Here is a 19,548-nt window from a genome sequence, read left to right as displayed (position 1 = left end):
TTTCGTGCTTGCCCCACAAAACAAAATTATCCAACACACAACGACACAACTAAAGGAGAAAAACAATGACTAACGAAACCAAGAACACTGTTGCAGTTGAATTATCCGAACTAGAACTCGATAGCGTCGCAGGTGGATTTTCAATTACTCTAGCACCCGGTCAAGGATTTGCATCCAATGCTAACAACTCCTTCTCACAAAGGAACCTCGTAGTCGGTCAACAAACCTTTGCAGGTCCAAATGGGAGCGGTACTTCTTCTGCGGCTAACTTGCAAGAAATCATTTCAACAGCAGGTCAAGGTATTGCAATTAGCCTCTAAGGCACTTTTAGGGGGCAAGCTTTTCGTGCTTCCCCCACAAAACAAAATTATCTAACACATAACGACACAATTAAAGGAGAAAAATCATGACTAACGAAATTAAGAACGCAGTTGCAGTTGAATTATCCGAACTAGAACTCGATAGCGTTGCAGGTGGATTCTCAATAACTCTGGCACCCGGTCAAGGATTTGCATCCAATGCTAACAACTCCTTCTCACAAAGAAATCTTGTAGTCGGTCAACAAACTTTTGCAGGTCCTAATGGGAGCGGTACTTCTTCTGCAGCTAACTTGCAAGAAATTATCTCGTCTGCAAGTCAAGGTATTGCGATTGGTATCTAATAGACCTCTCCAGAAATGGTGTAAGGGCGAACGCCCGAGACTAATACCATTTCTGTTTAAACGTGAAACATATCTTGTTGTAGAGACGCGCTGTTTGAGGCGTGTCTCTACAGGTTTTATACCTACCTACGCTTTTAGGTAATCTTCTACCGGAAAGGGAGTAGCCGATCTGCCGCTATGCTGTAGCGAAGCTATCGCTGTAATCCTCCTCCACACCGTATTATCTCAAAATTTGCATGAGTCTTACCGCGCCGGAACTAGTTTAATTTCAGAAACCATTAACAACTCAAGGGTATTGGTTTTAGAAGCTCAAGCCCTTGTTACAAAATGCTAACTTTAAAGGAGAAGAAATGTCTAATAAAATAGATGTACACCATACTCCCGTTGAACTCTCAGAACAGGAACTAGATAACGTAGCGGGTGGAATTGACATCTTTTTATCTGGGTCAATTTTTGAAAAGAGTGATGTGTTTGTAGGTAATAATTCAGGTTCAGGTCTAAACGGCTCTGGAACAAATTCTGTTTTCCAATCTTCTCACACGTTTTCTTCTGCATTTCAATTCATTGGTTTGGGCTTTGAGTCTATGGGTGATGTCATGAAGGTTCTCAAAGGTCTTGCCAGATTATTTGGTAGAAGATAGTCAACGAAATCAGTGAACAGTAATCGGCGAACAGCGATCGCATACAGCAAGGTCAATTTTGTTAACTGATAAATAAGTGGGCGGGAATCAACAGAACTACGTTACAAAATGTAAATGCATCTGAAACCCTTACCAGTGACGTTTTTTCTTACCGACCTACTTAACTGCTAACTGTGAACTGTAAAAGGGAGTTAATTTATGACAGAAGTTCTATTAAAAGAACTTAGCAATCAAGATATTGACTGGTTGTTAACAACTGGATATCGTATAGAAATTGAACCAGGAAGTGTTCTCATTCAGCAAGGTCAACCACTAGAGGAACTTCATATTCTCCTTGATGGTGCATTGACCGTTTCCCTTTCGCAAGCTGATGATAATCCACTGGGTCGTGCTTTTGCTGCACTGGAGGGAGGCAAACTAGCCGGACGGGAAATTGCTCGGTTATCGAGTGGTGAAATGGTGGGAGAAATTCCTTTTGTAGATACCTATTTACCTTCTACAACAGTTAGCGCGTTAACTAAATCTTTGGTTCTGGTGATTCCGCGATCGCAACTCCTCCATAAGTTGCAGCAGGACCTCAGTTTTGCCGCCCATCTGTACCGTGCAAGTGCAGTGCTGCTTGCGAATCGACTAGAACAAATGATTCACCAACTCGGACACAGTACCGTTGTTTTGAGTCAACCGCAACTAAGGGAAGCCTTAATTGTTTTTGCAGAGTTAGACGATAGCGATATCGATTGGTTGATTGCAGCCGGACGGGTTCAGCAACTGACAGCCAATACAGTGCTGATTCGGCGCGGTAGACCAATTGAAGCATTGCATATTTTACTTGATGGTGCGGTAGCACTGACAGAAGGGGAAGATGAAGGCAACCCACTAGCAAGAGTTTTTTCTGGTTTAGAGGACAACCAACCTTTAGAACGAGAATTTGCTCGTTTATCGCGAGGGGATATTCTTGGTGAAACACCATTTATTGAGGCACAACCTCCAGCAGTTACAGTCAGGGCGTTACAAGATTCACGAGTCTTGTCGATTCCTCGGTGGCGCTTAGCAGCAAAACTATTACATGACGTTGCTTTTGCCGCACGATTCTATAGAGTGCTTGCCGTCCTGTTAGCTGATAAGCAACAAGCGATCGTACAAAGACTTGGATATGGAAGGCTCTCTTACAGTCGCGGACAATCCTTGGAAAACTCCTACGCCAATGAACTCAACTCCCATTTCTTGTCACAAGTCGCATTGGCAGGAGCGAGATTTGAATGGATGCTCAAACGAATTCGGATTAACTAATTTTGGATTGTCAAGTCTCGCCACTAACTATTAACCACTAACTACTAACTAAAGTAAAAATGGTAACTCAACAAAATAACCTATTTCGCAAAGAAGCCTTAGAACGAGTCGCATCTCCAGAACAACTCGATCAATTAGTGAAAGTCGCCAGTCCCAAACGGTGGTTTTCTCTAGTTGCCCTTGGTTCATTGGTTGCTGCAGGATGTGCGTGGAGTCTGTTTGGACGTATTCCAATTATCGTCACAGGTCGGGGAGTCTTTGTTTATCCTAGTAAGGTGGTTACAGCCCAAGCATCGAGCCCCGGACGCCTTCTTTCAGTCAATGTGCAAGTGGGTACTATGGTGAAAAAAGGTCAAGTTTTAGCCACCATCGACCAATCAGAATTGCGTAAGCAATTGCAACTTTCCCGTGAGAAACTCGCTCAACTCCGATTCCAAGACCGAACTGCAAAGGAAGTACAAATGCAGCGTCTTGTTCTTGAACAAGCTGCAATTACACAACAACGTCAAACTTTACAGCAAAGTCTGCAAACAGTGCGATCGCTCACTCCCTTGCTGCGAGAAAGAGGGCTAGAGGCTATTCAACGCGAACGTCAAAATCTTCAACAACGCCTGCAAAGCCTGCGGGAGTTGCAACCCACACTCAAGCAGAGATGGGACGAACGCCAGAAACTTGTTTTACAAGGGGCAGTTCCTAAAGACACTGCATTACAAGCACGGCAAGATTATCTCAACACTCAAACACAAATCAACGAAGCAGAATCGCAATTAAACCAGCTTGATGTTAAAGAAGCTGACGCCCAACGCGAATATCTCCGTAACGTCAATCAGATAAACGAATTGCAAGCACAATTAAAAGCTTTGGATAGCCGAATGGCAACACAAGCCGAACAGGATTTAACAACCACCACCAATCGTCAAAAAGAAATTCAAGAAACCGAACGTTTAATTGCCCAATTAGAATTGCAACTACTTCATAGCAGTCAAATTGTGAGCGAGCATACCGGCAGAATTCTGGAAGTTACTGCAAAATCGGGACAACAAGTCGAACCAGGAATGGGAATTGGTACAATCGCAGCGCAAGATTCATCTGCCAAGTTAGTTAACGTCGCTTTTTTACCTGTCAGCGAAGGTAAGAAAATCAAACCAGGTATGTCCTTACAAATCACACCTACTACCGTAAAGCGCGAAGAATTTGGTGGTATGGAAGCAAAAGTGACCAGTGTGTCTGCATTTCCAGTGACACAGCAAGGTGCAGCCAGTTTGGTTGGCAATCCGGATATCTTACCTAGTGTGATGACAGAAGGTCCACAACTGGCGGTATTTACTGAACCACAACCTGATTCTTCAAATTTCAGTGGATATCGTTGGTCTTCCTCAAAGGGTCCGCAGTTGAAAATTACACCAGGAACGACAACTTCGGTGCGAATCACTGTAGAAGAACGTGCCCCGATTACATTCGTGTTGCCGATTTTGAAATCATGGACGGGAATGGGGTAAAGTAATGCAAATGAATGCGGAAAGTGGGTCGGTAAGAAAAAACGTCACTGGTAAGGGTCGTCCTTTGTGATTTGTCATTAGTAAGGGTTTCAGATGCATTTACATTTTGTAACTCCTGTCTTTTTATTCACGCCGACTTACTTGTGTTTCCCGAGTACCTGTTTGGTTGGGATTAGGCTGATTGACCTATGATTGAAGAAACGAATGGCAAGGGGTTTTATGCAGTCAGTGACCACCAATCCAATCCGTTGGACAACTTCCGATCTGGAAATTTTTGCGGGCGATCGCGTAAATCGCTATGAGATTATTGATGGAGAACTGTTTGTGACTAGAGCACCAGATTGGAAGCATCAAGCAGCTTGCATCAATATTGGAACCGTACTAAAGCTATGGTCAGACGAGAGTGGTTTAGGTCAGCCTGCAGTCACCCCCGGCATTGTTTTTTCAGAATCGGATAATGTCATCCCTGATATCGTTTGGGTAAGTCACGAACGTTTGGAAAGGTTGCTGGATGAAGCAGGACATCTAACTGCTGCCCCAGAGTTGGTCGTTGAGGTGTTATCTCCGGGCAAAGCGAATGAAAGACGCGATCGAGAAGCCAAGTTAAAGTTATACTCAGTACAAGGCGTTTATGAATATTGGATTGTAAATCTTAAAGAACAAACAGTTGAGATTTATCGCCGTAACGATGCAGTGCTAAAACTGGTAGCTACCTTATACCGACAAGATGAGCTGACCAGCCCAACACTACCTGGTTTTAATTGTGTAGTCAGCCAGTTTTTCTAGTTCCCACCAGTGCAATCGGCGAAAATAAGCCTACCATTGCACGCTCGTTATCAAGCTTGCAGTATAAACCCGTTACTTTTATCCTTTAGCCTTCAAGGAAATATCATGAAAAAAGTGAATGCACCCCAAGTGGTAAAAGCTGCCCGTTGTTGTTGACTTAAATCTAGCAGTCGGACTTTTTCTGTTTAGCTTCCCCAACTTAGCTAGAGACTAGCGGGTGAAGAAGGCAGAGCGCTTAACTCTATTGCAAATATCTGAGTGATAGATACCCTTAAATAGTCACATCTATTTCTACTAGATGCATCTGTAATTACACGTATTATCATCTTTGTCAAAAGTTTATATTCACAACCAAAGAAAAATATGGTTTGTAATCAACTTGTCTTAAAACTCTGTTATAGAGCAGATTTTAGCCAACAGATTTGACTGCATTATTTATGAACGGTTAATGAAGCTTAGCATCAAATGGCTTTAAAGCCGGGTATTTTTACTGAAATTTGTTACAATATGCAATATAAGTAAGTCAGTAAGAAAAACGTAACTGGTAAGGGCAGTCCTCAGTCATTGGTCATTAGTAAGGGTTTCAATTGTATTTACATTTTGTAACGTATTTCTGTTTATTCACACTGACTTCCTTATGTGAAGAAAAGTAAACATTGCTATACCCCAGACAAATGACAAGTGACTAATGACAAAGGACAACCAATCCACTCCTGCATTAGTTTACCCTCCCCTGAAATAGTGAGTTATTGACAACAACAATTAGCCATTAGCAATTAGCAATTAGCCATCATCACACTTATGTTCCAACAATTTTGGCAAAAACTGTTAAAAACAAAACCAAAATTTCGGCGGGTTCGTCGCACTCCCACGATGCTGCAAATGGAAGCGGTAGAATGTGGGGCAGCATCTTTGGGTATGATTTTGGGCTACTATGGTCGAATTGTTCCCCTGACAGAATTACGGCAAGCTTGCGGTATTTCACGGGATGGTAGTAAAGCCACGAATTTGCTAAATGCGGCTAGAAGTTATGGATTGCAAGCCAAGGGTTTTAAGGCAGATTTAGAAGCACTCGAACCCTTAGAATGCCCTTACATTGTCTTTTGGAATTTCAATCATTTTTTGGTTGTTGAAGGGTTTAGCCGTCAGCGTGTTTATCTCAATGACCCTGCAACTGGACCTCGCACCGTTTCATGGGAAGAATTTAACTCGGCGTTCACTGGAGTTGTTCTGGTGTTTGAAACAGGTCCGGGTTTTAAGAAAGGCGGGAAAAAGCCAAATCTTTTCTTAGCACTCTACTCGCGGTTGCGTGGGTCGTTATGGTCGCTTGTTTACTGTGTTATAGCGGGTTTCTTATTGGTATTACCTGGATTGGCAATGCCAACTTTTGCTCAGGTCTTTGTCGATCAAGTGCTGATTCAAGGTCGAGAAGATTGGTTGCGTCCTTTGATATTTGCAATGTTGTTTACTGCATTATTGAGCGGTTTGTTAACGCGATTGCAGTTGCAGCTATTGCGGCGCATGAAAATTAAATTGGCAATGGGAATGTCAAGTCGTTTTTTGTGGCATCTGTTACATCTTCCCGTTAGCTTTTATGACCAACGCTTTGCTGGGGAAATTAGCAGTCGAATTCAACTCAACGATCGCCTAGCGGAATTGCTTTCTGGTAAACTAGCCACAACAGTAATTTCAACTGTGATGGTAATTTTTTACGCAGTTGTGATGCTGCAATACGATCGCGTGTTGACTCTGATTGGTATTGTCTTTGTCATTGTCAATCTTTTGGCGTTGCAGTGGGTGGCACGGTTGCGGGGGGATACAAACACGCGGCTCATGCAAGAACAGGGGAAAGTCAGTGGAGTTGCGATCGCGGGCTTGCAAAGTATGGAAACCCTGAAAGCCTCTGGATTAGAATCAGATTTTTTCAATCGCTGGGCTGGATATTACGCGAAGGCTGTCAATGTTCGCCAAGATATGGACAACCTAAATCTGAGATTGGGGACATTACCCGCCTTTCTATCTGGCATAACCTCAATGCTGTTGCTTGTTGTTGGTGGCTTGCGCGTCATGGATGGTGCCTTGAGTATTGGGATGCTAGTGGCTTTTCAATCCCTGATGCAACAGTTTATGAATCCTGTCAATCAACTTATAAGTTTGGGTGGAGATTTACAAGAACTTGAAGGCAATCTGAATCGACTTGATGATGTGTTGCAAAATCCAGTGGAAGGGGACAAGGGAGATAAGGTAGAATCACATACCCCCACTTCCCCTAAATTGCAAGGATATCTGGAACTGCAGAATATTACCTTTGGTTACAATACAACAGCAGCCCCTTTGATTGAAAATTTTAGCCTTTCCCTAAAACCAGGACAGCGAGTGGCACTGGTAGGTGGCAGTGGTTCTGGAAAATCGACCATCGCCAAACTTGTGTGTGGATTATATGAGCCTTGGGCAGGTGAAATTTACTTTGACGGACAACCAAAACAGCAAATTCCGCGTCAGGTATTGGCAAATTCAATCGCTGCGATCGAGCAAGAGATATTGTTATTTGCTGGCACTGTAAGCGATAATCTCACATTGTGGGATACCACCATTCCAGAGAATAACTTAATCCAAGCTTGTCGAGATGCAGCCATTCACGATGTCGTGTTGTCACTACCTGGTGGCTACAGTGCTGATTTATTAGAAGGTGCAACAAATTTGAGTGGTGGGCAAAGGCAAAGATTGGAAATTGCTCGCGCCCTGGTTAACAATCCATCCATTTTGGTTATGGATGAAGCTACCAGCGCTTTAGATACCGAGACTGAAAAAATTATTGACCAAAACTTACGCCTGCGGGGTTGCACTTGTTTAATTGTGGCGCATCGCTTGAGCACCATTCGCGATTGCGATGAAATTATTGTTCTTGAACGTGGCAAAGTTGTACAACGTGGCACTCATGATGAATTGCGACAGGTTGAAGGACCCTATCTACATTTGATTAAGAGTGAAGGTGAATCACTGGATTCTTAATTATGACTTTGACTACCAACTGGGGCTAATGTGGAGATAATGAGCACCTATTTGTGTATTTTGTTTGCGATAGGCAAGGTACGGCTTATATTTCGCGATCGCTTCGGCGCAAGCCGTATCCGGCTTATCGCAAATCCCCACCAACTTTCTTAAGAATATCTGCATAACTTAAAGAGTAGTAGAAATAGTTTAATAATGTATGAGTTAAATCTAGTGCAACTACCAACCACTATTTGAGGGGATATGCTCTATGAATCACATACAGGCTTGGTTTCAGATCTCCCTTACATACACTCTACTCCTAGTTTCTACTACTACACCAGTTCGCTCTCAAATTATCCCGGATACTAGCTTGGGTGCAGAAAGTTCGGTTCTCACGCCAAACGTTCCGGTCGATGGTGTAAACGCAGACAGGATTGATGGTGGTGCTCAACGTGGTAGTAATCTTTTTCACAGTTTCAGTCAGTTTAATATCAATAATGACCAAAAAGTATACTTCTCCAATCCCATAGGAGTACAAAATATTCTGACACGGGTAACAGGCACACAGGTATCGAATATTTTGGGAACTTTGGGAGTGGATGGTAATGCAAATCTCTTTTTAATTAATCCTAATGGAATTATTTTTGGGCAAAATGCGCGATTAGATGTGGGGAATTCCTTTATAGGAACAACGGCAAATGGAGTTCGATTTGGAGAGCAAGGAATCTTTGGTGCAAGCAGTTCGGAAGCACCTCCATTGTTGACGATTCAGCCTTCAGCTTTACTTTTCAATCAAATTAATGATACAGCATTCATCGAAAATAACTCCATAGCGCCAGCTGGATTAGATCCCACTAGCTCTTTTAATACTTTTGGTTTGAGAGTTCTAGATGGTCGAAGTTTGCTGCTCCTAGGAGGTGATGTCAGAATCAACAGTGGTGGAATTGTAGCTTTTGATGGACACATCGATATAGGAGGTGTCAAAGGAACAGGATCTGTTGAATTGAATCAAAAGGGGGATAGTTTCAGTCTAAAGTTTCCCAGTGATTTACAAAGAGCAAATGTTTCACTGACAGATGGAGCAGGATTAATTGTAAGTGCAGGCGGTGGTGGTAATGTTATTCTAACTGGGAATAACATTAATATTTCCCAGAACAGTTCTATAGAGGCTGGTATTTTAGGTGGGTTGGGGTTATTTGGAAGACCAGCAGGGGATATTACACTTGATGCCACAGGAGTGGTAACTGTTAGCAACAATAGCTATATTTCTAACATTCTAAATTTTGGAGCAGTAGGAAATTCAGGAAACATTAATATTAAGGCTGAACGTGTGAGTATTGATAATGGTGGAATATTATCAGCCAGCACTTTTGGGGAGGGAAATGCAGGTAGTGTAAATATTACTGCTCTTGATACAGTTTTTTTGGATGATGGCACTGGTAATAGTTTTATATTCAATAACGTGCTGTTTGATGCTGTGGGCAATAGTGGAGGCATCAATATCGCAACAGGTTCATTTACTGTTAAAAATGGTGCTCAAATACAATCTCGTACATTAGGACAGGGCAATTCAGGTAAAGTGACCATCTTGGCTCGCGATACTGTGACATTGGATGGGAGAGATAGTAATGCGTTTTCGAGTGGAATCTTTAGCCAGGTTAATACTAGCGGACAAGGTAACAGTGGAGGGATTGATATTACAACAGGGTCTGTTTTTATCCAAAATGGTGGGCTACTTAATAGCAGTACCTTTGGTCAAGGAGATGCCGGCAGGATAGAAATTAAAGCTCGTGATACTGTTTCATTATCAGGGCAAGGCAGAAGCATTATTGAAAATGACGTTGGTTTTGGAGGCATTGGTAATAGTGGAGGTATCAGCATCAACACGGGTTCTTTGTTTCTCAGCGATAAAGCGTTCATTTCTTCAAATGTTGATGGAAGGGGTAATAGTGGAGGAGTAGAGATTGTAGCTCGCGATTTAGTTTCTTTGGACGACCCAGGGGAACTTGCTTTAGGTTCTCAACCTGGAACTCTGATTCTCAGCCGAGTTAACGATGGTGCAGTGGGGAATGGTGGTGATATTAACATCAAAACCGGCTCTCTACTTGCATTTAACTCTCAAATAAATACCAGTACCTTCGGTCAAGGCAGCTCGGGTAGTGTCATTATCGAGGCACGAGATCGAGTAGCTTTATTGCGAAGCACTGAGATTTTCACTGAAGTTGGTTGCCCTTGCGAAACCGATAGTGGCATTGGTGGGATTGGTAACGCAGGAGATATCAGAATAAAAACTGGTTTGCTGTTCCTAGATGGTGGTTCCAACTTGCGTGCTGACACGGAGAGCTTAGGTAATGCAGGTAACATTATTATTGAAGCGCGAGATAGCATCACCTTCAGTGGAAGCTTAGATGGATTTACCAGTGGTGCTTTCAGTCAAGTAGAACCTCAAGGTGTGGGACGAGGAGGCGATATCTTCATTACCACGCCTACCCTATCGCTTTCTGGCAACCACGAAATTAACACCAGAACTCAAGGGCAAGGAGATGCGGGAAATATCTTCATTAACGCAGATTCCATTTCGCTTGCAGGTTCCAATGTCCGTATTATCAGTAGTGCCAGTCAGGAAGCTCGCTTTCCTGGAACTTCAGGTAATGGAGGAGACATCAACATCACCACTGGGGCTCTACTCGTAACTGAGGGAGCACAGGTAACAGCTAACACAGAGATTGGAGGGTTTGCAGGCGACATCACCATCAACACGTCTCGACTGGTGCTGGACAATCAAGGTAGTATTAAGTCTGAATCTGTTGCTAATGCTGATGGTGGTAACATCACACTCAACGCCCGTAACCTCGTGCTTATGCGCCGCAACAGCAGTATCTCAACTAATGCAGGTACAGACCAAGCAGGGGGAAATGGAGGCAACATCAATATCAATACACCCTTCATTGTCGGTGTACCTCAAGAAAACAGTGATATCAGTGCAAACGCCTTTAGTGGTAAAGGCGGTAACGTTAACATCCGCGTTCAAAGCATCTTTGGCATCCAAGGGCGTTCAAAAGCATCACTTGAAACAAGTGACATCACTGCAAGTTCCGATCTGGGAGTACAGGGAGAAATCTCCATCACGCAACTTGAAATTCAACCAACACAAGAACTCATCGAACTACCAGATCGAGTCCTTGATGCTAGTAACCAAATTGCCCAAACCACCTGTTCTAGACGTGTTGTGGCTGGTCGTTCATTGGGAGAATTTTTTGTCACCGGACGCGGTAGTCTACCACCCAGCCCTCTGGAACCATTAGCCGCTTACTCTGACCTGGTTGCTCTTGCTACCTAACTTTTAATAAAGCTGACCTAACTCAAGCTAACTTTTCTGGAGGAGATTTCTCGCAGGCTGATTTTCGCTCTGCAAAACTAGATGGAGTAAACTGGGACAATGCCCAGCTAAAAGATACATTGTTCGATCCCGGAGTGACACCAAAGTAGGAAAGAAAATATAATTTTGCGCCTGATTTTACGGCGAAGACAGCGCAACTACGAACCTATCAAAACTTTTGCAGATTCAAGACGTTTACATTTTACTGCGGATATATTCCACCTGTCCGTAGAAGATTTTATCGTTATCACTATAGTAAATAGATCCGAAATAATCCTTGTATTGCATCATGCTATTCATAGCAATTGTTCAGCATATTTTGCTAACCAAACCTGCAAAGCATTTTCGTCAATCTCCCCAGATGCTAAACTCTCCATCACTAATACTATTTCCGGTTCTAGTGCATTGAAACTATAAGCATTCAACCCCAAAAAAACATACATCGCCATAAAAGCTGTACGCTTATTGCCATCTACAAAGGGATGATTTTCACACAAAGCAAAACCATAAGCCGCCGCCAATTCCAAGAGCGAAACCTCCGGCTGATAAGAAAATTTATGTCGGGCACGGGCTAAACTCGCTTCTAATAACGCCGCATCTCTCACCCCAGATAAACCGCCATACTGAGAAATCAAATCTTCATGGATAGCAAGCACCATCTGTTCCGTCAGCCAAGTTGGTTCATTCACTTAGCCAGTTCCTTTAAGGCATGACGAAACTTCTGGCTACCTTCCCGATAAATGGCCATTGCTTTCTCAAATTCAGGATCGTAAGGACTAAGCTGAATTCCATGTTCAGTTTCCGTCACAAATAAGGTATCCCCTTCAGAAAGGTTGAGCTTTTCTAACAACTCCTTAGAAAATGTCACCCCTACTGAATTACCAATTTTGCGTAACTTTAAGGTCTGGATCATTAAACTTACCCCAATGTAATTACGAGTGTAACTACAATTTTAGCCTTAAATTCCCAACTCCTCAAAGTTTTTAGCGATCGCACTGGCTAATTCCACCGCTTCCTGATTTAAGTCTTTTCACTCAATGTGGATGTCCCGCAATGTCTCCTCAAAATAACTTGGCGATCGCTTCGGCGCAAGCCGTACCCGGCTTATCGCAAATCCCCACCAACTTTGTTAAAAAACAATTGCATAAGTTCAACAGCCGCAGAAATCATCTAATAATGTATAAGTTGGACACGGTGAATCTACCATTACTTACCAATGAATCAGATACTGGCTTGGTTTCGGCATTCCCTTATCTACAGCCTGCTTCTTGTTTCTACAACTACACCAGTTCGCTCTCAGATTATCCCAGATAATACTCTAGGTGCAGAAAATTCATCTCTCACTCCAAACGTTGTCATCAATGGTGCAGATGCAGACAGGATTGATGGTGGTGCTCAGCGTGGTAGCAATCTTTTCCACAGTTTTAGTCGATTTAATATTAATGATGGGCAAAGAGTGTATTTTGCCAATCCTTTAGGAATACAAAATATTTTTACAAGGGTGACAGGTGGAGAAGGCTCAAATATTTTGGGCACATTAGGAGTCGAAGGCACAGCAAATTTGTTTCTGATTAATCCGAATGGCATTCTCTTCGGCAAAGATGCTCGTCTAGATGTTCGTGGTTCGTTTGTTGGAACCACAGCGAATGCAGTTCGGTTTGGTGAGACACTCTTCAGTGCAACAAACCCCGAAGCACCGCCTTTGTTAACCATCAATCCTTCAGCATTGTTCTTTACGCAATTGAATCCAGGAACAATTATCAACCAATCTCAAGCCCCAGCTGGGATAAATCCAGAAGGGAACAATACTACAGGCTTGCGAGTACCAGACGGTCAAAGTTTGTTACTTGTTGGCGGTAATATCAATATGGATGGAGGGGGACTCCGGGCTTACAGTGGACGAGTTGAGCTAGCAAGTTTGGCAGCACCTGGTAATGTGGGTTTAAATGTGGCAGGAAATACTCTGAGTTTGGATATTCCTGGCGATGTTCAAAGAGGGGATATTTCCTTAACGAACGAGGCTGGTGTTAGTGTCTTTGGGAGTGGTGGTGGGGATATTGTCCTGAATGCTCGCAATGTAGAAATGTCCAACAATTCTCTCCTTGTTGGTGGTATTGCTGAGGGAACAAATTCTCTTGGTGCAAGGGCGGGAGATATTCGCATCAATGCCACAGAGTCTATAACTATGACAAACAGCAACGTATTTAACGATGTTAGAGGTGTCGGGAATGGAGGTAATGTATTCATTCAAGCACTTCGTGATGTTACCCTAAGTAATGCTGATATCTTTAGCAATGTAGAAAGTAAAGGTATCGGTAATAGCGGCAATATTAATATCAGAGCCAGTTCGCTTACGCTTCGAGACAGCGCTCAACTGCAAACTTCTGCAAAAAAAGCTGATGAACCAATAGCTGCAATACAGAGAAATGCAGGCGATGTAAATATTGATGTCCAAGGTGCTGTTACCATTACTGGTACCATAAATGACTTCCCTAGTGCAATTTTTAGCAGCCTGGGGACAGGAGCAACAGGTAGGGGTGGTAATATTAAGATCAAATCAGGCTCCTTTACACTGAGTGATGGTGCTCAACTAGTTGCAGGTACTTCTGGGCAAGGAAATGCCGGCGATGTGAATATTGATGTCTCAGGTACTGTTACCATTACTGGTCGCAAAGATGGCTTTTCTAGTGCAATTTCTAGTAATTTGGAAACAGGAGCAACGGGTAGGGGAGGTAACATCAGTATCAAATCAGGCTCCTTTACACTCAGTGATGGTGCTGAACTCAGTGCTAGTACTTTTGGAGAAGGGGATGCGGGTAGTGTATTCATTCAAGCGTCGAATGATGTTGCCCTGACAAATGCCACTATCTTTAGCACTGTAGAGAGTGGAGGTATCGGCAATAGTGGTGACATTAGTATTCAAGCTAGAACCCTGACACTTAATGAAAGTGCTCAACTGCAAACTGCTGTGAAACAAGCGGAAGATAGCACACAATTACCTGCAGGGCAAGGAAATGCGGGGAATGTGAATATTGATGTTTCTGGTGACGTTACCATCACTGGTCGCAAAGATGACTTATCTAGTGCAATTTTTAGCAGATTGGGAACAGGAGCAACGGGTAGGGGTGGTAACATTAATATTAAATCTAGCTCTTTTACACTCAGTGATGGTGCTCTACTAAATGCTAGTACTTCTGGAAAGGGAGATGCTGGTGGTATATTTATCCAAGCATCTGGTGATGTTCTACTTGCAAATGGTGATATCTTTAGCAACGTAGGAAGTAGAGGTATAGGTAACGGTGGTGACATTAGTATTAAAGCTGGAACCTTAACACTTAAAGATGGTGCTCAGCTGCTAACTTCTGTGACAGAAGCCGATGGTACGCAATCAGTCGCAGGGCAAAGAAATGCAGGTAATGTAAATATCGATGTCTCAGGTGCTGTTACTATTACTGGTCGCAAAGATAACTTTTCTAGTGCAATTTTTAGCAGTTTGGGAACAGGTGCAACGGGTACAGGTGGTAACATTAATATCAAAGCAAGCTCTTTTACACTGAGTAACGGTGCTCGACTAAATGTTAGTACTTCTGGAAAGGGGGATGCTGGTAGTGTACTTATTCAAGCGTCGAATGATGTTGTCCTCACAAATGCTACTATCCTTAGTAATGTGCGAGGAGGAAGCATGGGTAATGGCGGAAATATTGAGATCGTAGCGAAGACAGTTTCATTAGAGGATAATTCTAGTCTGTTTGCCAGTACGAGTGGACAAGGAAATAGTGGTAATATTTCCTTAAAAGTGGCAGACAATGTTTCCGTAGCTAGACAAAGTGTTATTAATACAAATGTGTCAGAAGAAGCAGAGGGTAATGCTGGCGTTATAGATATTCAAGCAGGATTGGTGTCGTTAATTGATGATTCTTTTATCTCATCAAGTAATCTAGGTGGTCAAGGGGCGTCTGGTAATATATTAATAAATACTAAAAATAATTTTGTCATTCGTGACGGTAGTTTCTTAAGTGCCGATACTAATGGGCAGGGAGATGCAGGTCAGGTTGTTATTCGTGCAGGTGGAGATGTATTGATTACAGGTCGAAGCGAACGCCTCACTAGTGCAGTTAGTTCCGTAGTAGGGCAAACAGGAAGTGGTAATGCGGGAAATATTGAAATTCACGCTCGAAATTTTTCCTTGTCTAATGGTGCTAATTTAGTAAATTACAGCAGTGGCAATGGTAATGCTGGCAACATATATATTTTTACAGAAAATAATGTAAATATTATTGATTCTCAAATAGCATCTTATATAAATGGACAAGGGAATGCAGGAAAAATAACTATTCGCTCTGGTGATACCATCTCAATTTCTGGTCAAAGTTTTTTGGTTAATTCAATTGCAGAAAAGGCAGTAGGGAATGGTGCGGATTTGGAAATTGAATCGCGTAATTTTTATTTATTTGATGGTGCTCAATTATTTACCATAACGGTAAGTGACGGTCGTGCTGGTAGTGTAAGTATCAAAACTACTGAAGATATCACTTTAAAAAATGGTGCTCAGATTAGAGCTGATACTGGCGGAAACGGAAATGCAGGTAACGTGACTTTGATTGCTGGTGGTACTGTCTTTCTTGACGGAACGACCACCTCTCCCGATCGTCCCACGGGAATATCTACTGAAGCCACGAAGGAACCGGGATTTGTTGGTAGGGGTAAGGCTGGTGACATTAATATTACTGCTGGCAATCTTTCGATAAACCGTGCCATCCTGACTGCTGGTAATTCAGGAGAAGGAACTGTTGGGGACATTAATATTAATACTCGGTCTATCCAATTAGATAACGAAGGAAAAATTTTTGCTGAATCAAACTTAGGTAACGGTGGCAATGTTAATATAACAGCTTCTGATTTTTTACTGTTGCGTCGTGGTAGCAGTATTTCAACAACAGCAGGGAAGGCAAACTTAGAGGGAGATGGGGGTAACATTACTATCAATACGCCTTTTATTATTGCTGTTCCTAATGAAAACAGCGATATCGCTGCAAATGCTTTTACAGGTAGAGGTGGTAATGTTAACATCAACGCCAGGAATATTTTTGGCATTCAAGCACGTCCCAAACCTACCTCAGCAAGTGACATTACTGCTAGTTCGGAACTAGGTGTACAGGGACAAGTTGCGATCGCACAACCAGAAGTTCAATCCACTCAAAAACTCATTGAACTTCCAAATGAAGTCATAGACGCTAGCAGCCAAGTTGCCCAAATTTGTCCCAAAGGGATTAACGCCAGTTCTTTGAGTCAATTTATTATTACCGGGCGTGGTAGTTTACCTCCCAATCCTCTTGAACCACTTGTAGGTACACCAGACTTAAGCCGACTAGCAACTCTAGATGGAGATGATTCTGCTAACACAAGGGCGTGGAAACCAAAGGAAGTTGAAACTATGACAGATTTCAACACTCCCACGGAAATTATTGAAGCACAAAGCTTGGTCAAAACAGCAGATGGCAGTGTTATGTTAGTTGCTTCTGCACCAGAGCCTACCCCATCTTCTATAAATTTTCCCGTTCAGTCTCAAACAGCTTGTTCATCTCGCAATCTGGACAAAGCACATCATATACAGTCCAATCATTAGACTATCTCCGACTTTTCAGATAAATGAAGTGCATTCGTAGGGGCTAACGGTTGAGAGCCTTCACAACAATCTGTACCTTACGCTTGCCATTTCGTGAACTAAAAACTGCATCACTTTGAGTTTGTCTGAACGAGACAGCTTTCACAAAGTCCGAAATAAGTCAGCAATGTTCATATTGTAATTTCCTGCTATGACTGATTTTGTTGGCGTTTCCTGTCATTATCGTTTAAAATTAAAGAGCATAAACTGAAAAATTTTTATGAATTCCTTTTCATCTGTAACATCACAAAATAAGAACCAAGAGAATAGTGAAGTTTTAGTAAACGTTATTGTCAAGCAAGAAGCTAATGGCAGAACAGTTGCTATCGTTCCAGGGTTGCCTGAATTACAAGTTGAAGCAAGCGATCGCATAACAGCATTAGCCGAACTTCAGCAACGTCTAGAAACCCATCTAGCTGGTGCAGAAATTGTTTCAATATCAGTAAAATTGCCATCTACTGAGCAGAAAAACCCCTGGTTAGCAATGGCTGGAGGAAGTTTTATCTAATTCTACTGAAGCCTTTGATAGGGGCGACAAGTTCGCCGATTACCAAACTTTAGAAAGTCTCCAAGAGTACGTTTTAATTAACACCAAACGTCAGAGAGTCGAGTGTTTCCGCCGTAATGATGAAGGACTGTGGGTTTTACAATCTTACACGGCAGAAGATAAATCATTTCGACTACACAGTGTTAACTTTGAAGGAACAATGGCGGAGCTTTACGAAGATGTAGTTTTTGAATAAGCTATTCGGTGTCTGTAGGTTTAGGATCTAAAAACCAACAAACCCTGTTTTTGACATTCCTCTTTGTCGCCCATACGGGAGACGGTTCTCGATTAAGTCGCAATTCAATAAGGGTGGTTGTAAAAGGCATGAAAAATTGAATTTCCTCATGCTTAAGTAACTTTGTAATCTCTATTTCTGCTTCCCAATAATCAACATCATTACTGTCATTTAGTTGGCTTTCCATATCTTCAGAAAAGAATCCGCAGTAACCAACTAATTTCGAGCCGGAGGATGCAGTGATGCGTATCCACAAATTCTGTAAGTTCCCGCGCTGAAGAAGTTTACTCAAGTTAACATGGAAACATCGCAAGCTTTTGTCACTGCTGTAAGTATGGACATCCAAACCAAACTCTTCAAGGAGCTTTTCTTTTTCGTTCTCCTTTGTAAACATCTCGATGCTGTAATCCAGAATGGGATCGCTACGCTCGTCTACTGCACGAACAACAAACTGCTGCCACTTGTCAATTTTATTTAGTGTCTGCTGTGTAATATTCATAGCGTCCCTGTACCATTGTTCTCCCTCTTCTTTTGATGATACTTTCAGCGCTCTATCGACCAATTGAATGAGGCGATCGCCTGGGTTGCTCATAATTGTGCCATGATTTAGACCGTCAATTAGTGTGACTGGAGCAATACCAACATTTATCCATTCTCCAAAATGTATACGGTCTTTTATTAAGTTCTCTTGTGTCAAATCGAGAATTACTTTACGTGTGTTTAAGGTACATCCCGCCCATCGCACTGTACCATCAGTACCGTCTTCATTAATCAGTTTTCTCAGTCCTTGATATTTTTCTGTACCGCAAAAGATAAATACGTAAGGTGTTGTATTGTCCGATCCGTAAAATGGTTGAGGTTTCAGGGAGTCAATATTGTCAATAAGCAGTGGTTGTTGACTGCGGAGAAGTTCTAAATCGTTGCATAACAAATCTTTATGTGCCAAATCCCACGTAAATCGGCTACCTAGTTCTAGAGCATCAAGAACTCGATCGCCCGCTTCTAGAAAGTCAGGTCCAATTTTCCTGTTTCCCTTAAAGATGGAACCGAGCAAACTGCGTCCTTTATGTGCCAGAGGAGAACCAAAGCTAGCTGGAGCAAGTCCTATTAGGCGCTTGAGTCGATGGCGTCGCTTTTGTGGGGATGCGATTAGCCAGGAGCGGATAACGAGCATTCCAGTTGAGTGAACAATTGCATCAAACTCTCGATCTGGTTCCAGACCTTCTAAAAGCTGGAGCGCTCTATCAAAACCTTCAGCGATGTCTTTAATTGTTACCTCATTTGTGAGTGTTACATAGTTGCATATATGGATATCATTGATGTTATACCCGCACTTCTCTACAAGCGCGTTTTTCCAAGCTCTAAAAGATGTGCCTTCGTCTGAGTAACCGTGTATTAAAACAATTGGATTTTTTTTCATAAAAATTATCTATTAAGAGTATTGTAAGTTTTATATCTATCTTAATTTTTTCATTATTGTGGTTTTAACTTAACACGATCTATTTTGCCCAATAAGATAAATCAATAATTCTTATAAATAGAGATAATAAAGGAATAATTAAATCCTTCGCAGCATTGCAAAGATGTTGGCAAAATTTATTGCGATCGCTGTGGGAAATATTCTTTAAGCGCTTCAATGACCGAACAGGTGAATGTAGAGACGAGCCATGGCGCGTGTCTACAGAAAAACTAGGTTTTTTACGATTTCTGTACCGATGTTCTAGGTGCAATCGTTCAGCAATTTGCTGCATGAATTATTGATGCTCAACGGTATTTTTTTCACGTGCGTGGAGGTGCAAACCACTGTAAACTATTTGCGTCTCTAACTCGTTGTGCAATTAATACCTACAG

Annotated in this window: 15 protein-coding genes and 2 pseudogenes; 12 read left to right on the top strand and 5 right to left on the bottom strand. The window is 42.3% G+C overall.

All coding sequences use genetic code 11. The features are described from left to right. Nucleotides 1-65 precede the first annotated feature (65 nt). The 7 genes from ACYRY3_RS29270 to ACYRY3_RS29240 all read left to right on the top strand — a co-directional run bounded on the left by ACYRY3_RS29270 (nt 66) and on the right by ACYRY3_RS29240 (nt 7,889). On the top strand, nt 66-320 hold the full coding sequence (locus tag ACYRY3_RS29270) for a CTB family bacteriocin (protein ID WP_460205188.1): 255 nt from the start codon (nt 66-68) through the stop codon (nt 318-320). Nucleotides 321-406: 86 nt separating this feature from the next. After that, nucleotides 407-661, top strand: a complete 255-nt coding sequence (locus tag ACYRY3_RS29265; protein ID WP_460205187.1) for a CTB family bacteriocin — start codon at nt 407-409, stop codon at nt 659-661. A 350-nt stretch (nt 662-1,011) separates the two neighbouring features. Then, complete coding sequence (locus tag ACYRY3_RS29260) at nt 1,012-1,302, top strand: CTB family bacteriocin (RefSeq protein WP_460205186.1); 291 nt, start codon at nt 1,012-1,014, stop codon at nt 1,300-1,302. 198 nt (nt 1,303-1,500) lie between these two features. Beyond that, nucleotides 1,501-2,592: a cyclic nucleotide-binding domain-containing protein gene (locus ACYRY3_RS29255; RefSeq protein WP_460205185.1), complete on the top strand. Its 1,092-nt coding sequence runs from the start codon at nt 1,501-1,503 to the stop codon at nt 2,590-2,592. A 59-nt stretch (nt 2,593-2,651) separates the two neighbouring features. Beyond that, nucleotides 2,652-4,091, top strand: coding sequence for an NHLP bacteriocin system secretion protein (locus ACYRY3_RS29250; RefSeq protein ID WP_460205184.1), 1,440 nt, complete (start codon nt 2,652-2,654; stop codon nt 4,089-4,091). Between the two features lie 219 nt (nt 4,092-4,310). After that, the gene (locus ACYRY3_RS29245) at nt 4,311-4,877 is read left to right on the top strand and encodes a Uma2 family endonuclease (protein ID WP_460205274.1); all 567 of its coding nucleotides are present in this window, start codon (nt 4,311-4,313) and stop codon (nt 4,875-4,877) included. Nucleotides 4,878-5,678: 801 nt separating this feature from the next. After that, a complete protein-coding gene (locus tag ACYRY3_RS29240; RefSeq protein WP_460205183.1) occupies nt 5,679-7,889 on the top strand; it encodes an NHLP family bacteriocin export ABC transporter peptidase/permease/ATPase subunit in 2,211 nt (736 codons plus the stop codon). Nucleotides 7,890-7,901: 12 nt separating this feature from the next. On the opposite strand, the gene ACYRY3_RS29235 is transcribed toward ACYRY3_RS29240, so the two are convergent. Further along, nucleotides 7,902-8,054, bottom strand: a complete 153-nt coding sequence (locus ACYRY3_RS29235; protein ID WP_460205182.1) for a hypothetical protein — start codon at nt 8,052-8,054, stop codon at nt 7,902-7,904. Between the two features lie 85 nt (nt 8,055-8,139). Between ACYRY3_RS29235 and ACYRY3_RS29230 the strand changes: the two genes are divergently transcribed. Next, on the top strand, nt 8,140-11,211 hold the full coding sequence (locus ACYRY3_RS29230) for a two-partner secretion domain-containing protein (RefSeq protein WP_460205181.1): 3,072 nt from the start codon (nt 8,140-8,142) through the stop codon (nt 11,209-11,211). Between the two features lie 53 nt (nt 11,212-11,264). After that, nucleotides 11,265-11,360: pseudogene (locus ACYRY3_RS29225) on the top strand (hypothetical protein); the annotation flags it as partial. A 186-nt stretch (nt 11,361-11,546) separates the two neighbouring features. Here ACYRY3_RS29225 and ACYRY3_RS29220 read toward each other — a convergent pair. Then, on the bottom strand, nt 11,547-11,939 hold the full coding sequence (locus ACYRY3_RS29220) for a type II toxin-antitoxin system death-on-curing family toxin (protein WP_460205180.1): 393 nt from the start codon (nt 11,937-11,939) through the stop codon (nt 11,547-11,549). Continuing rightward, the gene (locus tag ACYRY3_RS29215) at nt 11,936-12,163 is read right to left on the bottom strand and encodes an AbrB/MazE/SpoVT family DNA-binding domain-containing protein (RefSeq protein ID WP_460205179.1); all 228 of its coding nucleotides are present in this window, start codon (nt 12,161-12,163) and stop codon (nt 11,936-11,938) included. The genes ACYRY3_RS29220 and ACYRY3_RS29215 overlap by 4 nt, the downstream gene beginning before the upstream one ends. Nucleotides 12,164-12,466: 303 nt before the next feature. On the opposite strand from ACYRY3_RS29215, the gene ACYRY3_RS29210 reads away from it, so the two are divergent. The 3 genes and pseudogenes from ACYRY3_RS29210 to ACYRY3_RS29200 all read left to right on the top strand — a co-directional run. Beyond that, nucleotides 12,467-16,876, top strand: a complete 4,410-nt coding sequence (locus ACYRY3_RS29210; RefSeq protein WP_460205178.1) for a two-partner secretion domain-containing protein — start codon at nt 12,467-12,469, stop codon at nt 16,874-16,876. A 259-nt stretch (nt 16,877-17,135) separates the two neighbouring features. Continuing rightward, nucleotides 17,136-17,423, top strand: coding sequence for a hypothetical protein (locus ACYRY3_RS29205; RefSeq protein WP_460205177.1), 288 nt, complete (start codon nt 17,136-17,138; stop codon nt 17,421-17,423). Continuing rightward, nucleotides 17,410-17,658 (top strand): annotated as a pseudogene (locus tag ACYRY3_RS29200) (Uma2 family endonuclease); the annotation flags it as partial. The gene ACYRY3_RS29205 and the pseudogene ACYRY3_RS29200, both read left to right, overlap by 14 nt. Nucleotide 17,659: 1 nt before the next feature. On the opposite strand, the gene ACYRY3_RS29195 reads toward ACYRY3_RS29200, so the two are convergent. Together ACYRY3_RS29195 and ACYRY3_RS29190 are read right to left on the bottom strand one after the other, a co-directional pair. Further along, on the bottom strand, nt 17,660-19,117 hold the full coding sequence (locus tag ACYRY3_RS29195) for an esterase/lipase family protein (protein ID WP_460205176.1): 1,458 nt from the start codon (nt 19,115-19,117) through the stop codon (nt 17,660-17,662). 79 nt (nt 19,118-19,196) lie between these two features. Then, nucleotides 19,197-19,448: a hypothetical protein gene (locus ACYRY3_RS29190; protein ID WP_460205175.1), complete on the bottom strand. Its 252-nt coding sequence runs from the start codon at nt 19,446-19,448 to the stop codon at nt 19,197-19,199. Nucleotides 19,449-19,548 lie beyond the last annotated feature (100 nt).

It is taken from the genome of Scytonema sp. NUACC21, assembly GCF_054684315.1.
The sequence above is the reverse complement of the archived record's forward strand: the minus strand, read 5'-3'. Positions and strand labels throughout refer to the sequence as shown.

Excerpts from the sequence above, each read along its gene's own strand:
- ACYRY3_RS29270 (WP_460205188.1), top strand. The coding sequence starts at position 66 with ATGACTAACGAAACCAAGAACACTGTTGCAGTTGAATTATCCGAACTA.
- ACYRY3_RS29265 (WP_460205187.1), top strand. The coding sequence starts at position 407 with ATGACTAACGAAATTAAGAACGCAGTTGCAGTTGAATTATCCGAACTA.
- ACYRY3_RS29260 (WP_460205186.1), top strand. The coding sequence starts at position 1,012 with ATGTCTAATAAAATAGATGTACACCATACTCCCGTTGAACTCTCAGAA.
- ACYRY3_RS29255 (WP_460205185.1), top strand. The coding sequence starts at position 1,501 with ATGACAGAAGTTCTATTAAAAGAACTTAGCAATCAAGATATTGACTGG.
- ACYRY3_RS29250 (WP_460205184.1), top strand. The coding sequence starts at position 2,652 with ATGGTAACTCAACAAAATAACCTATTTCGCAAAGAAGCCTTAGAACGA.
- ACYRY3_RS29245 (WP_460205274.1), top strand. The coding sequence starts at position 4,311 with ATGCAGTCAGTGACCACCAATCCAATCCGTTGGACAACTTCCGATCTG.
- ACYRY3_RS29240 (WP_460205183.1), top strand. The coding sequence starts at position 5,679 with ATGTTCCAACAATTTTGGCAAAAACTGTTAAAAACAAAACCAAAATTT.
- ACYRY3_RS29235 (WP_460205182.1), bottom strand. The coding sequence starts at position 8,054 with ATGCAGATATTCTTAAGAAAGTTGGTGGGGATTTGCGATAAGCCGGAT.
- ACYRY3_RS29230 (WP_460205181.1), top strand. The coding sequence starts at position 8,140 with ATGAATCACATACAGGCTTGGTTTCAGATCTCCCTTACATACACTCTA.
- ACYRY3_RS29215 (WP_460205179.1), bottom strand. The coding sequence starts at position 12,163 with ATGATCCAGACCTTAAAGTTACGCAAAATTGGTAATTCAGTAGGGGTG.
- ACYRY3_RS29210 (WP_460205178.1), top strand. The coding sequence starts at position 12,467 with ATGAATCAGATACTGGCTTGGTTTCGGCATTCCCTTATCTACAGCCTG.
- ACYRY3_RS29205 (WP_460205177.1), top strand. The coding sequence starts at position 17,136 with ATGAATTCCTTTTCATCTGTAACATCACAAAATAAGAACCAAGAGAAT.
- ACYRY3_RS29195 (WP_460205176.1), bottom strand. The coding sequence starts at position 19,117 with ATGAAAAAAAATCCAATTGTTTTAATACACGGTTACTCAGACGAAGGC.
- ACYRY3_RS29190 (WP_460205175.1), bottom strand. The coding sequence starts at position 19,448 with ATGCAGCAAATTGCTGAACGATTGCACCTAGAACATCGGTACAGAAAT.